Genomic DNA, 13,005 nt, shown 5'->3' on the forward strand with positions numbered 1-13,005 from the left:
CATTGACTTGAGACTTAGGACTCAAGACTAAAAGACTATTTTTTAGGTGCAGCTGGTTTTGCAGCAGTTGCTGTGATACCTAATTTAGTTTTAACTGAAGCAGTGATATCATCGCCACCTTCCCAGAAAACCAGATTGTTACCACCTTGTCCGTTTGCGATATCGAAAACGTAAGCTAAACCTTTTTCTTTAGCTACAGCTGAAATTGCAGTTGCAACTTTAGCCTGGATTGGTTGAAACAATTCACCTTGTTTAGTACCTATATCTTGTGAAGCTTTAGTACGGGCATCAGTGATACGTTTTTCTAAATCCTGTAATTCTTGTCCTGCAACCTGTAATTCTTTTCCTACAGTTTCTTTGTTGGCTTCGCTCAAAGTTTTTTCTTTAGCCTGAGCAGCTGCCAATTTGGTCTGATATTCTTTGATCATTGCATCAATATCAGCTTGTTTTTGTTTACCTAGGGTTTCTAAAGTTCCTTGAGCGGCTTTAGCCTCTGGTAAATTTGCGAATACCTCTTCAGAATTAATGTGACCCAATTTTTGTTGTGCACTTGCCATATTCGCTGTAAACATTAAACCTGCTGCTACAAAGAATACGTTAATTAACTTTCTCATCGTTCTATTTTACTTTTTTTATTTTTTTCTAATTGTTTTTTCTAAAAATCAGGGGCGAATATACTAATTATTTACAGTCCCTGGCTTATAACCTAATTTTACAATTACATCATTACTAACGTCGTAACTACTACTTGCATAAATCATCATGGTAGCCTCACTACTCTTGTCAAAAATGAAATCTAAATATTTAGATTTTGCAATTTGTTTAATGGCTTCAGCCACCTTATCCTGAATGGGCTTGATTAATTTGGTTCTGCTTTGAAACAGATCACCATCTGGACCAAATTTAGACCGCTGAAATTCTTTGGCCTGTTTTTCTTTCTCGATGATTTCGTTTTCACGGCGCTTGCGCATATCATCTGTTAATAAGACCTGATCTGCCTGATAAGCTTTGTACATCCTGTCGATTTCAGAAAAGTTCTGATCAACCTGTTGCTGCCACTGTTTAGAAGCAACATCCAATTGACTTAATGCCGATTTATATTCTGGCAAATGTTTTAAAACATACTCGGTGTCTACATAAGCAAACTTCTGTGCAAAGGCACCAATAGAAGTGCAAAGTAGAAATGCGATAAAAAGATATTTTTTCATTTTGTGTGTGTGTTAATGATACAGTTAATAACCTAAGCTTTCTTTAAACTCATCTTGCAACGATTTATTGCATAATTAGTTATTTTTTTGTTCTTTATCAATTAAAATCCACCTAATTGTTGTGCGATACTAAAAGTAAAGTTTTGCTTTCCTCCATCTGCAACTCCAGGAATCCTGTCGAATGCATGTCCGTAATCGATACCCAATAAACCAAATATCGGTAAGAAAATACGGGCACCCACACCTACTGATCTCCTCACGTTAAAAGGATTAAAATCACCGAACCTGTTCCAGGTGTTACCAGCTTCAGCAAAGGCTAAAACAAATGCTGTAGCTTGCTGACTAGCAATTACCGGGTAACGTGCCTCTAATACATATTTAGTATAAATCGGGCTACCAGATTGCTGAGCAATACTTGGATCAGAACCATTTGGAATAACCGTGTTATTTGCATAACCACGCATGGCTATTAGCTCAGAACCCTGTAAGAAATCGAATCCCTGCATACCATCACCACCCAGTTTAAAACGCTCGAATGCTGATTGGCCAACGGCTTTGTTATATGAACCTAAGAAACCAAATTGTGCCTGTGCTTTTACTACTAAGTTACCTGCAACACGTTGGTACCATTGCGAATCGAATTTCCATTTATGGTATTCTGTAAAGCGATATTTTTCCCTGTCAGATGCTGTTGCATAATTCACTTTGTTAAACAGTGAATATGGTGGCGTAGCCTGAATAGTGAAACGTAAGAACGATCCAGATTTAGGGAAAATTGGCGAATCCCTCGAATCGCGGCTAATTTCTTGTGATAAACTTAAGTTATAAGACGTACCAGTGTTAAATAAATATCCGGTATAGTTATTTAAGATATACTGTTGCAAACTCACTGCGTGGGTTAACTGGAAATAGTTATCCGGCCAGTTTAATCTTCTACCCAAACTAACAGTTACACCATTTAAACGGATTTTTTGAAAAGCAGCATCTCCATTACTTAAACCGTTTGATTGTAATGAGGTAAATGCACTCACACCAAAACTTACCGGTTTCTCGCCACCAAACCAAGGTTGTGAGAAAGAAAAACTATACGATTGGTAATATTTACCGTTGGTTTGTCCACGTAAACTTAATTTTTGTCCATCACCTTTTGGCAATGGTTTATAAGCTTTTAAATTAAACAGGTTACGTAAAGAGAAGTTGTTGAAGGTTAAGCCCAATGTACCAATGATACGGCCACCACCAAAACCACCTGATAACTCAATCTGATCTGAAGGTTTTTCTTCTACAGCATATTCAATATCCACGGTACCATCGGCCGGATTAGGGCGAGGAGTTGGAACTGTTTTAGACTCATCAAAGTTACCCAACTGACCAATCTCACGGATGGTACGGATTAAATCACTTTTGTTAAATTTTTGTCCCGGTTTGGTACGAATCTCACGCAAAACAACTTTATCATTTGTAATGGTATTACCTTTTAAAGTAATGCGGTTGTTGGTGTACTGCGGACCTTCGTACATGCGTAATTCTACATCAACAGTATCGCCATAAATTTTGGTCTGTACCGGATCGATGTTAAAAGTTAAGTATCCATTATCGGTATACATACTGTTAATGTCGCCGCCGTTTTCGCCACCACCATTTAATTTTTTGTTTAATCTTTCCTCACTAAAAACATCACCTTTTTCGATGGTTAATACTTTCTTTAGGATACTGTCCGGGTAAATGGCATTACCAGCCCAGGTGATGTTACCGAAATAATATTTTTTACCTTCATAAAGGTCCATCCGGATGTTAACCTTCTTTTTATTGTATTGGTAAATGGTATCTTTTAATAATTCGGCATCACGGTAACCTTTTTCATGCATTTTAGCAATCATTTTTACCTTGTTCTCTTCATATTTCTCTTTTGAGAATTTTCCGGAACCATAAAAACGCCACCAGGTAAACTGTTTAGGGCTTTTAAGGTATTTTCTGAGTTTTGCTGCTTTAAAGTCTTTGTTTCCGGTAAAGTCGATATGTTGCACTTTAACCCTATGACCTTTATCAATGTAAGCCTCTAAAACCACGCTGTTTTCGGCATTTGGATCTTTACGGGTTTTATAATCAATCTGGGTAAAGAAAAAACCTTTATCCAACAGGTATTTTTTAACAATAGCTGAAGTGGTATTGTATAAGTTATCGTTTACGATTTTACCGGTTTTATCATTCAATTTTTCCTGAATGGCCGTTTTTTCAGATTTACGGATACCCTTTAGATCGATAGAGCTTAAACGCGGACGTTCTACCACCTCGATTTCGAAATAAACCGAATCCTGAACAAATTTTTGAATATTAAGTTTAACATCATCAAACAATCCCTGCGCCCAAAGCGTTTTAATTGCGTCAGAAGTTGCTTCGCCAGGAAGAACGATTTTATCGCCCTTGGTTAATTTAGATAGTGTAATTAATACTTCTTTATCTAAATATTGGGTTCCTGTTACTGTGGTACCACCGATGATATATTCTTTTGGACTAAAATAATCGAGATCTAAGCCACCAACCTTTAAAGAAGGGGTTGCCGGTGCCTGACCTTGTGGACGTACTTGAGCGAAGGCCGGAGCGGCTAAAACTAGTAGAATTAAAACTTGAAATATTCTTTTCATTAAAATAATTTGTTCAGTAATGGCCACGAAGGTAACAATGTTTTATAAAGCAAAATTTTCTTTATTGTGTTTCCCTTATTATGGTTTCATTTATCGTATAAAAGTGGTGCTAAGTTAGTTTAAACGCTTGTTAAAAAGTGTTAAAAGAAAAATTAGTTTAATTGTTCACTAATTTTACCAAAACGGCGTTCGCGTTTTTGATAGTCTACAATAGCCTCGAAAAGATCTTCCCGTCTGAAATCCGGCCATAAAACATCGGTAAAATAAAACTCCGTATAAGCCATTTGCCAAAGCAAATAATTGCTGATCCGGTGCTCCCCGCTTGTCCTGATCATTAGCTCCGGATCGGGTATATTTACGGTTGTCAGTTTTGACGAGAACAGGTCTTCATCAATATCATCTAACGATATCGTATTATCTTTTACAGCTGATGCGATTTTTTTGGCCGCCTCTATAATTTCCCATTTTGCACTATAACTTAATGCCAGTGTTAGTGTACATTTCTCGTTATGGGCCGTTTTTTCCATGGCTTCTTTCAAATCATCGATACACTCTTGCGGTAAAGATGCAATATTGCCAATCGCATTAAGCTTAATGTTGTTTTTATTAAGTGTTTCGGTTTCTTTATTGATGGTAGAGATGAGAATCTGCATCAAAGCATCTACCTCCTCTTTTGGCCGGTTCCAGTTTTCGGTAGAAAATGCATATAAAGTTAAATACTCGATACCTACTTCCACGCAGCCTTCTACAATGTCTTTTACAGAAAGTACACCTTGTTCATGGCCGAAAACCCGCACTTTACCCTGGCCTTTTGCCCATCTTCCATTACCATCCATGATTACGGCAATGTGCTTTGGCAGGCGGCTATAGTCTATTTGTTCTTTAAATCCCATTAATTATGTCAAAATCAGCTTAAAAGGAATAGCATTTTGAGGATACAAAGGTAAAAGATATGCCAACACTAACAAATAGATAAGTGTCCCTTTTTCGAAAATCACCTCTTTGTGTCCCTGGCTGTCCAATTTGATAGCGTGAAGGATCGGATAAATTAACCTGATTTTGGCCACTTCCAACAAATACGGGATTAACAGGATAACGACCGCTCACATCATCAAGATAATCTGTAGAAGGTGTTCTGTAGCCAAGTTCAGTAAAAACACTCCAGGTATCTTTGTAGTTATACCTTAAGCCTAATCCATAAGGAATAGTTAAAACTGCATTTTTATAACCGTTTTCCTGTCCTTCGGTAGCCAGGCGGTCTAACCGGTACCGCTCGCCATTTACTTTTACAGTTGGTTTAAATACAAGTAAACCCACCCCCGTAAACAGGTATGGTGTAAATTGCCGCGTTCCGCCACCAAGGTTGAAATTAAAAAAATTAAAATCGACTAATCCGCTAAATTCGTTCAGTGAAGTTCTAAAACGCAGGTTTCTTTCGCGGAACTGCTCATTGCTGGAATAGGAATCGTCGGCTTTTACCTCTCCATAGGTATAGTTTAAACGAACACCAAGGTATTGGTTAAAATTCCGCTTTACATAAGCCCCGCCAGATAAACCACTGATATATAAAGGATTGTTTTGATTAAGATCGCCCATATAACCTGCACCACCAGCCATTATACCAACTTCCCAGGAGGGTGTGCCTACCATTGCACGCTGTGCACGGACGAGCTGCCCACTAAAGATGATAAAGAGGATAATTAATAGCTGTTTGTTTGGCGTCATACTTAGTAGTTACGGGTATCAATGCCCCATAATAATTTATTCCTTAACGTGTTTAAGTACGTTTCATTGTTAAGGCGGATAAGATTTATACAAAAATCGGCTTTTTTTATGCTGATTTTAACCGAACGTTCTACCGTTACCGTGCGACTATCGCAAGAAACAAGAAATTTCGATTCCCTGGCCTCTACCTCAAAAGAGAGTGTATTACCATCGGGTACAACTACCGGCCTAACATTTAAATTATGTGGTGCAATGGGCGTAATTACAAAGTTTTTGGAGTCAGGGTAAATAATCGGTCCACCGCAGCTCAGTGAATAAGCGGTAGATCCTGTTGGTGTGGCAATAATTAATCCATCGGCCCAGTAAGAGTTGATAAACTCTCCGTTCATCGAGGCGTGGATAATCATCATGGCCGAATTATCGCGACGGTGAATGGTGATATCATTCAAGGCAAAGTTTTCTTCGCCAAATAAACCATTATCAGATTCTAAAATTAAAAGCGAACGGGAATCTAAAGTATATTCGCCATTGCTCAAAGCTTTTAACGCTGATCCGATCTCATTTTTATTGATACTGGCCAGAAAGCCCAAACGGCCGAAATTGATCCCGATTACGGGTATGCCGGAATTGCGGATTAGCGATAGCGTATCCAGTAAAGTTCCATCACCGCCCAGGCTCAACAATACATCTGCTCGTTCTTTAAGTTCGGCGTGATTATGAAAAATCAGGGTATTTGCGGGTAGTTTTATTTTACCGTGAAGAGATGTTTTAAATTTTGAATATAAAACGGGCTGGATTTGATGTTCGGCGAAATGATCGAAAACCTCCTGAACATAGGGCAATACCGTATCATTAAAATCTCTCCCGTAAATTGCAATCCTCATAAAGTAGGTTTATACATTTAAATAATTCATGAAAGAATCGTAACGCTCCTGCGACCCATCATCAATCTGTGTGTTATTGTATACTTCTTTCACCAGATAATCATATCTTTCAAAAGAAGCTACCAATGAAGTAATTTCTGTTTTATTTACTTTGAGCGTTACTTCTAAACGTGTAGAATCTTCGAATGAATTGACGTAAGAAGAGAGTACCTGGGCATTATCGGCCTCAACAATCTGGGCAATGTGCGCAAGTGAATTATCGCGGTTGCTGATTTCCAGAACAATAATTCCACCGGGTTCGTTTACGGCGTATTGTTCTGCTACGGCATTAACCATATTATTGATGGAAATTAAGCCTAAATAATTTTTCTGTTGATCCAGAACAGGAACAGCAGTAAGTTTGAGCTGGCTCAATAACCTGATTACATCATAAGTATGTGCATTGTTCAACACAAAAACATTAAGTGAATTTACGGCAGCATCGCTTAAAAGGGTATCGTGGTCAGGAATGTTCAATAAATCATCTTCTGCAACTAAACCCAACAAAGTAGCCTCGTTAACAACCGGCAAATGCTTTAGTTTAAAATCGTTCATACGATCTAAAGCTTTTTGCACCGTGTCAGCGGTTCTTAATGATGGAATTGCATCTGATATGATTTCTGCAGCAAACATTATTTCAATAATATTCTATCTAAAAATTTATCTAAAAAAGTGTTAAATACTTCGGGATGTTCCATCATAGGCGCATGCCCGCATTTATCTACCCAGTTCAGTTCAGAATTTGGCAACAACTGGTGGAATTCTTCTGCCACTTCCGGTGGAGTAACCTTATCATTCTTCCCCCAGATCAGTGATACCGGGATGGTAATTTTCGACAATTCTTTGGACATATTGTGTCGGATTGCCGATTTAGCCATGGTTAAAATCCTGATTACCCTAGATCTGTCGTTAACGGTTTTAAATACGTCGTCAACAAGCTCTTTAGTTGCCGTTGCCGGATCGTAAAAAGTAAATTCTACCTTTTCTTTAATGTAATCGTAACTTTCTCTGCGTGGAAAAGAACCACCGAAAGCATTTTCATATAAGCCCGAACTTCCGGTGAGTACCAGGGCTTTAACAAACTCCTGATGCGCAACGGTGAATACCAAGCCTACATGGCCACCAAGTGAGTTACCTACAAGCACCACCTGGTTTAAATTTTTATATTTTAAAAAACGGTGAAGGTACCTTGACAGGGCCTTTACACCAAGGGTTAAAATTGGGAGATCGTAAATGGGTAAAATCGGGATAATTACACGATATCGATCTTTAAAGTGTTCGATAACGAGCTCCCAGTTGCTTAGTTCGCCCATTAGGCCATGCAGCAATACCAGTGTCTCGCCTGTTCCAGCTTCGATGTATTTAAATCCGTCTTCTTCTATTATCGGGTAAGTCATATATATTCTAGATGGTATTGTGCTACTAAGTTAGTAGAGTAAAATTAAATTTATGCATTTCTATGCCATTTTTCTGAAATAAAATCGAAAACGGTATAAAAACGTCAATTGTATTGCGTAGAGCGGTAAGCGACAGGTGTTAAATTGCCTTTAACCTTTCCGCCCTCTACCTTTTACCTTGTTTAGGCCAGTTTTTCTTTAACAATCTCAGCAATTAATTTACCATCGGCTTTACCAGCCAGTTCCTTATTTGCCAGGCCCATTACCTTCCCCATATCCTTAACCGACGTAGCGCCAGATTGTTTGATTACAGTCTCGATAATTGCGGCAACCTCTTCCCTATCCAACTGTTTAGGCAGGAATCTGTTAATTACTGCAATCTCTTCTTCTTCAACCTGGTATAAATCTTCGCGGTTTTGCTGTTTATAAATATCAGCAGATTCACGCCGTTGTTTAATCAGTTTCTGAAGGATTTTAAGCTCCGTTTCCTCTGTAATTTCTTCGGCTGAGCCTTTTTCTGTTTTAGCCAAAAGCAAAGCGGCTTTAATTGCCCTTAAACCTCTTAATGTTGCCTGGTCTTTAGCCAACATGGCTGTTTTCATTTCCTGATTTATAGTATCTGATATCATTTCTTTTTTGGTTAATTTGTTAATCGTTGAAAGCGGTTAATTATACTGGTTGATGGTTTATAGTTAAGTGGTTGATGGCCAAAATGGTTAATTATTATAAGGTATTCAACAGTTAACCAGTTTATACAATTTAAACAATTAACCCTTATTCACTATAGTCGCTGTTGCCTGTGCGGTTGGCATAATCAGCATATCGTTAATGTTTACATGTTTTGGCCTGCTCACCACATACCAGATGGCATCTGCAATATCGTCGGCAATTAAAGGCTCGAAATTTTCGTACACCTTTTTTGCACGTTCTTCGTCGCCTTTGAAACGTACCACCGAAAACTCGGTTTCTACCATTCCTGGGTTAATTGCGGTAACTTTTATTCCGTGTAACAATAAATCAATACGCATGCCTTTTGTTAAAGCATCAACAGCATGTTTACTGGCACAATATACGTTTCCGTTTGGATAAACTTCTTTACCTGCGATAGAACCAATGTTGATGATATGGCCTGATTGGTTTGGGATCATCCAGTTGGAAACAATTTTAGTTACATAAAGCAAACCTTTTACATTGGTATCGATCATCGTATCCCAATCGTTTGTATCTCCTTTATCAATTGGATCTAAACCCTGACTTAAACCAGCATTATTTACCAACACATCAATCTTTTTCCACTCGGCAGGCAAAATTGCTAAAGCAGAAGTAAGGCTATCTTTATCGCGTACATCAGCAAGAACCTGTTTAATGGTGATGGCATATTTATCTTCCAGGTGATGGGCAATTTTAGCCAGGCGGTCTTCCCTGCGGGCCAATAATACTAAATTATAACCTTGTTGGGCAAATGTATGTGCACAGGCCTCGCCAATACCAGAGGTTGCGCCTGTAATTAATGCAATTTTAGACATGTTTATGAATTTTAAGTCGTGATAAACCAAAGCTAACACCCTTTAAGGTTCACCTACATTAACAAAGGTAAGTTTTTTTGAATTGTAAGCTTATTGAAAAATTAAACTGAATGTTAATTGACGTAATTTCAACTTATCTATCGGATTAGCATAAACGGTATCGTCATGCTGAAGCAGATCGCCTTTAGAATAGGACAGCTTAATTTCGGGCGACATTTTAAAATATTCGAAGTAAATATCAAAGCCTATCCCTGTTTCGTAAGAAAGGTAATTACGCTGATTTTTTAACAATTTGTTTACCGGACTTTCACCTTCATCGAAGGTTTTCTTCTTCGAGGCAATGTCTATCGAGTATTTTGCTCCACCAAGCCAGTAAGCTCTAAAGTTATTGAGGCGGTTGGATTTTACTTTTATCCCCAGTGGAAATTCGAACATGGTAGCCTGCACTTTTCGCTCAACCAGAGACTGAAAATTTTTGGTCTGCCCGTTACCCAGATTAATCGGTTCCTTTGGCTCATATTCGTAACTTACCACCCTATCGCTGAATATAAGTGAGGGAGTTGCACGGATATCAAAGTTATCTGATATCATCCGATTCATTACAAAGCCGAGTCCAAAGCCCTGTGATGGAGTGCTGTAAATTGCGTTTAACCTTGAAGTAACAGGAATGCCTGAGTTGGGATCATAAGAAACCCCTAATGAATTTGGTACTTCATAAAAAGGCTCGCGCCAGTTTGTTTTTTTAAGGATTTTGTATTCTGCAGATATGTATTGAAAATTAAAACCAAAACTCCAGTCTTCATCATCTATACCACCACCCCAGTTTTGGGCAAAAGCAGTTGTAGAAACAGCGAAGAGTGAAAGAATGAGGCTTAATTTTCTGATCATTTGGTCCCTATGTATATCGAACTTATTCCAAACGTTAAAATTCTTTGTTTGGTACTTTTGAAACCGATTTTTTCCATCAGGCCAGTAAAATCTTCTCCATCCGGGAAAGCCGCAACCGATTCGGGCAGGTAGGTATAAGCCCTATGGTCTTTAGAAAACAGTTTTCCGAAGAAAGGCGTTACCTGTTTAAAATAGAAGCTGTATAATTGTTTTACCGGGAATACCTTTGGTTTAGAAAACTCCAGGATCACCATTTTACCATTGGGTTTCAGCACACGGTACATATCCGTTAATCCTTTTTCGAGGTTTTCGAAATTACGCACGCCATAAGCACAGGTAATGGCATCAAAAGTATCATCTTCGAAATGCAAACCTTCTGAATCGCCCACCTGAACGGTAAAAGTTTCGTTTAAGTTACGCTCGTTGATCTTCTTTTTAGCAACATCAAGCATGCCTTCAGAAATATCTACACCGATTACCTTTTCTGGATGAAGTTTTTTTATGGCTTCAAAAGCAAAATCGCCGGTCCCGGTAGCTACATCAAGCATTATCCTGGGCTGAATAGAAACCAGTTCTTTAATCGCTTTCTTACGCCACAATACATCAATGCCTAAAGAAAGGAAATGATTTAAAAAATCGTAAGTGCCCGAAATGTTATTAAACATGGTTGCAACCTGCTCTTTTTTAGTTGCATCTTCTACTTGGTATGGGGTGATATTCTGATTCATGATATGGGGCAAAGATAGACAAAAGTCAGGAGTCTTTAGTCCGGAGTCCGAAGTCTTTGAAGCAAAGTATTCAGTGTAATGTCAAAAATGATATTTAAAAAAGATTATCAAATTGGACTCCGTGCTTCCGACTTCGGACTTCCGACTCAAAACCCTACCTTTGCGCTATGATTATCAAAACGGCAACATTTGTTTGCAGCAACACCCAAATTTCGGCCCTGCCAGCGCCATTAATGCCCGAATATGCATTTATTGGCCGCTCTAATGTGGGTAAATCTTCACTGATCAATATGTTGGTTAATCAGCATGGATTGGCCAAAACTTCTCAGCGACCAGGAAAAACCCAGTTAATTAATCACTTTCTGATTAATGAGAAATGGTACATTGTCGATTTACCTGGTTATGGTTATGCCAAGGTTTCGAAAACAAGCAGAGAAAAATGGGAAAAATTTATCCGCGCTTACATTACCAAAAGAGAAAGCTTACAGTGCGTTTTCGTTTTAATTGATAGCCGTTTGGAACCACAGGGAATAGACATTGAATTTTGCTACTGGTTAGGTGAAAAACAAATTCCTTTTTCATTAATTTTCACCAAAGCCGATAAACAAGGTATGACTACTACCCAGAAAAATGTTGCCGCTTTTAAGAAAAAATTAGGTGAATTTTTTGAAGAGATCCCGGCTACCTTTATTACTTCTGCCGAAAAAGGAAATGGAAAAGACGAAGTTTTAAATTTCATTTATGAGGTGAATAAAGATTTCGTAGTGCCGACAGATTATAAGAAGTTTTAGACATGATGGTTCATTGGTCAATGGTTCATAGTTTGATAGTCCATGGTCTATAGTTTGGTTGTCGATAGCATGTTTCAGAATTGAATTTAATGATTGATTTTTCTTTAAACCATTAAGCTATCAACCATGAACAATTAACCGTTTTAAATAATTAACTATTAATAGTTTACAATTGGCAATTTGCAGTTAACAATTAAACCATCCTGCAATCAAACAATAAAAAATCTGTGTAATCAAATAATCTGTGTAATCATCTTTTAAAATAAATGAAAAAATACTTTTCACTCGTATTATTCGCTCACTCTGTTTTTGCGCTTCCATTTGCCATGATTGGCTTCTTTTTGGGCGTAACGACTACCGAAAATCCATTTTCGTGGTACAAACTGATTTTGGTTTTGCTTTGCATGGTTTTTGCCCGTAACTCTGCTATGGCCTTCAACCGTTATCTGGATCGGAATATCGATGCCAAGAATCCGCGCACTAAGATGCGTGACATTCCTGCTGGTAAGGTTTCGGCTAATGAAGCCCTGATTTTCGTCATTGCCAATTGTGTGTTTTTCGCCATAACTACCTACTTTATTAATCCGCTTTGCTTCTATTTATCACCGGTTGCATTGTTTGTAGTTTTATTTTACAGTTACACCAAAAGATTTACCGCACTATGCCATTTGGTATTAGGCTTAGGACTTGCCTTAGCTCCAATTGGTGCCTATATTGCTGTAACCGGACATTTTGCCTTGGTGCCTGTACTTTATTCATTAACTGTACTTTTCTGGGTAAGTGGATTTGATATCATCTATGCGCTACAGGATGAAGAATTTGACCGCGAAGAAAATTTACACTCCATTCCATCTGCACTTGGCATTAAAAATGCTTTAAATGTTTCGGTGCTGCTACATGTGTTATCAGCTACCTGTGTAATTTTACCAGTGTTTTTTACATCTTTCAGCTGGGTTTATTACGTAGGTATTGTGTTTTTCTGTTCGATGTTGATTTATCAGCACTTACTGGTTAAACCAAACGATATCAGCAAAGTAAACAGGGCCTTTCAAACCTTAAACGGTTATGCATCGGTGGTATTTGCCGTATGCTTTTTAATTGATGCGTATTTGAGACATAAATAAAATGAGTGAATAAATGAATTTTGAGTGACTGAATAATAACCATTCTATCA

Annotated in this window: 14 protein-coding genes; 2 read left to right on the plus strand and 12 right to left on the minus strand. The window is 38.1% G+C overall.

Annotation, left to right across the window (positions count from 1 at the left end; genetic code table 11):
• Window positions 1-35: 35 nt before the first annotated feature.
• The 12 genes from U859_RS0123265 to ubiE form a co-directional block, all read right to left on the minus strand.
• Window positions 36-614, minus strand: a complete 579-nt coding sequence (locus tag U859_RS0123265; protein WP_025145679.1) for an OmpH family outer membrane protein — start codon at window positions 612-614, stop codon at window positions 36-38.
• A gap of 63 nt (window positions 615-677) precedes the next feature.
• The gene (locus U859_RS0123270; protein ID WP_025145680.1) at window positions 678-1,208 is read right to left on the minus strand and encodes an OmpH family outer membrane protein; all 531 of its coding nucleotides are present in this window, start codon (window positions 1,206-1,208) and stop codon (window positions 678-680) included.
• A 101-nt stretch (window positions 1,209-1,309) separates the two neighbouring features.
• Window positions 1,310-3,853: an outer membrane protein assembly factor BamA gene (gene bamA, locus U859_RS0123275; RefSeq protein ID WP_025145681.1), complete on the minus strand. Its 2,544-nt coding sequence runs from the start codon at window positions 3,851-3,853 to the stop codon at window positions 1,310-1,312.
• A 152-nt stretch (window positions 3,854-4,005) separates the two neighbouring features.
• Entirely contained in the window at window positions 4,006-4,746 is a 741-nt protein-coding gene (locus U859_RS0123280; RefSeq protein WP_025145682.1) for an isoprenyl transferase, read from the minus strand.
• Between the two features lie 19 nt (window positions 4,747-4,765).
• Window positions 4,766-5,578 carry a DUF6089 family protein gene (locus U859_RS0123285; protein ID WP_025145683.1) on the minus strand — a complete coding sequence of 271 codons (813 nt, stop codon included), beginning with the start codon at window positions 5,576-5,578 and terminating at the stop codon, window positions 4,766-4,768.
• A gap of 2 nt (window positions 5,579-5,580) precedes the next feature.
• Window positions 5,581-6,462, minus strand: a complete 882-nt coding sequence (locus tag U859_RS0123290; RefSeq protein WP_025145684.1) for an NAD kinase — start codon at window positions 6,460-6,462, stop codon at window positions 5,581-5,583.
• Between the two features lie 9 nt (window positions 6,463-6,471).
• Entirely contained in the window at window positions 6,472-7,134 is a 663-nt protein-coding gene (locus U859_RS0123295; RefSeq protein WP_025145685.1) for a CBS domain-containing protein, read from the minus strand.
• Window positions 7,134-7,898 carry an alpha/beta fold hydrolase gene (locus tag U859_RS0123300; RefSeq protein WP_025145686.1) on the minus strand — a complete coding sequence of 255 codons (765 nt, stop codon included), beginning with the start codon at window positions 7,896-7,898 and terminating at the stop codon, window positions 7,134-7,136. Before U859_RS0123300 ends, U859_RS0123295 begins: the two co-directional genes overlap by 1 nt.
• 182 nt (window positions 7,899-8,080) lie before the next feature.
• A complete protein-coding gene (locus U859_RS0123305) occupies window positions 8,081-8,527 on the minus strand; it encodes a GatB/YqeY domain-containing protein (protein ID WP_025145687.1) in 447 nt (148 codons plus the stop codon).
• A gap of 138 nt (window positions 8,528-8,665) precedes the next feature.
• Window positions 8,666-9,424: an SDR family NAD(P)-dependent oxidoreductase gene (locus tag U859_RS0123310; protein ID WP_025145688.1), complete on the minus strand. Its 759-nt coding sequence runs from the start codon at window positions 9,422-9,424 to the stop codon at window positions 8,666-8,668.
• A 90-nt stretch (window positions 9,425-9,514) separates the two neighbouring features.
• Window positions 9,515-10,312 (minus strand): outer membrane beta-barrel protein, encoded by a 798-nt coding sequence (locus U859_RS0123315; protein WP_025145689.1) that lies wholly within the window; start codon window positions 10,310-10,312, stop codon window positions 9,515-9,517.
• The gene (gene ubiE, locus U859_RS0123320; protein ID WP_025145690.1) at window positions 10,309-11,040 is read right to left on the minus strand and encodes a bifunctional demethylmenaquinone methyltransferase/2-methoxy-6-polyprenyl-1,4-benzoquinol methylase UbiE; all 732 of its coding nucleotides are present in this window, start codon (window positions 11,038-11,040) and stop codon (window positions 10,309-10,311) included. The genes U859_RS0123315 and ubiE overlap by 4 nt, the downstream gene beginning before the upstream one ends.
• Window positions 11,041-11,207: 167 nt before the next feature.
• On the opposite strand from ubiE, the gene yihA reads away from it, so the two are divergent.
• Both yihA and U859_RS0123335 read left to right on the plus strand, forming a co-directional pair.
• Entirely contained in the window at window positions 11,208-11,831 is a 624-nt protein-coding gene (gene yihA, locus U859_RS0123330; protein WP_025145691.1) for a ribosome biogenesis GTP-binding protein YihA/YsxC, read from the plus strand.
• A 266-nt stretch (window positions 11,832-12,097) separates the two neighbouring features.
• Window positions 12,098-12,955, plus strand: a complete 858-nt coding sequence (locus tag U859_RS0123335) for a UbiA-like polyprenyltransferase (protein ID WP_025145692.1) — start codon at window positions 12,098-12,100, stop codon at window positions 12,953-12,955.
• The last annotated feature ends 50 nt before the right edge of the window (window positions 12,956-13,005 follow it).

It is taken from the genome of Pedobacter jeongneungensis (genome assembly GCF_000633455.1).
Classification (GTDB): Bacteria; Bacteroidota; Bacteroidia; order Sphingobacteriales; family Sphingobacteriaceae; genus Pedobacter; species Pedobacter jeongneungensis_A.

What these genes read in the sequence shown, in the direction of transcription:
- U859_RS0123305 (WP_025145687.1), bottom strand. Translation starts at nt 8,527, where the DNA reads ATGATATCAGATACTATAAATCAGGAAATGAAAACAGCCATGTTGGCT.
- U859_RS0123265 (WP_025145679.1), bottom strand. Translation starts at nt 614, where the DNA reads ATGAGAAAGTTAATTAACGTATTCTTTGTAGCAGCAGGTTTAATGTTT.
- ubiE (WP_025145690.1), bottom strand. Translation starts at nt 11,040, where the DNA reads ATGAATCAGAATATCACCCCATACCAAGTAGAAGATGCAACTAAAAAA.
- yihA (WP_025145691.1), top strand. Translation starts at nt 11,208, where the DNA reads ATGATTATCAAAACGGCAACATTTGTTTGCAGCAACACCCAAATTTCG.
- U859_RS0123295 (WP_025145685.1), bottom strand. Translation starts at nt 7,134, where the DNA reads ATGTTTGCTGCAGAAATCATATCAGATGCAATTCCATCATTAAGAACC.
- U859_RS0123300 (WP_025145686.1), bottom strand. Translation starts at nt 7,898, where the DNA reads ATGACTTACCCGATAATAGAAGAAGACGGATTTAAATACATCGAAGCT.
- U859_RS0123310 (WP_025145688.1), bottom strand. Translation starts at nt 9,424, where the DNA reads ATGTCTAAAATTGCATTAATTACAGGCGCAACCTCTGGTATTGGCGAG.
- U859_RS0123280 (WP_025145682.1), bottom strand. Translation starts at nt 4,746, where the DNA reads ATGGGATTTAAAGAACAAATAGACTATAGCCGCCTGCCAAAGCACATT.
- U859_RS0123335 (WP_025145692.1), top strand. Translation starts at nt 12,098, where the DNA reads ATGAAAAAATACTTTTCACTCGTATTATTCGCTCACTCTGTTTTTGCG.
- U859_RS0123285 (WP_025145683.1), bottom strand. Translation starts at nt 5,578, where the DNA reads ATGACGCCAAACAAACAGCTATTAATTATCCTCTTTATCATCTTTAGT.
- bamA (WP_025145681.1), bottom strand. Translation starts at nt 3,853, where the DNA reads ATGAAAAGAATATTTCAAGTTTTAATTCTACTAGTTTTAGCCGCTCCG.
- U859_RS0123270 (WP_025145680.1), bottom strand. Translation starts at nt 1,208, where the DNA reads ATGAAAAAATATCTTTTTATCGCATTTCTACTTTGCACTTCTATTGGT.
- U859_RS0123315 (WP_025145689.1), bottom strand. Translation starts at nt 10,312, where the DNA reads ATGATCAGAAAATTAAGCCTCATTCTTTCACTCTTCGCTGTTTCTACA.
- U859_RS0123290 (WP_025145684.1), bottom strand. Translation starts at nt 6,462, where the DNA reads ATGAGGATTGCAATTTACGGGAGAGATTTTAATGATACGGTATTGCCC.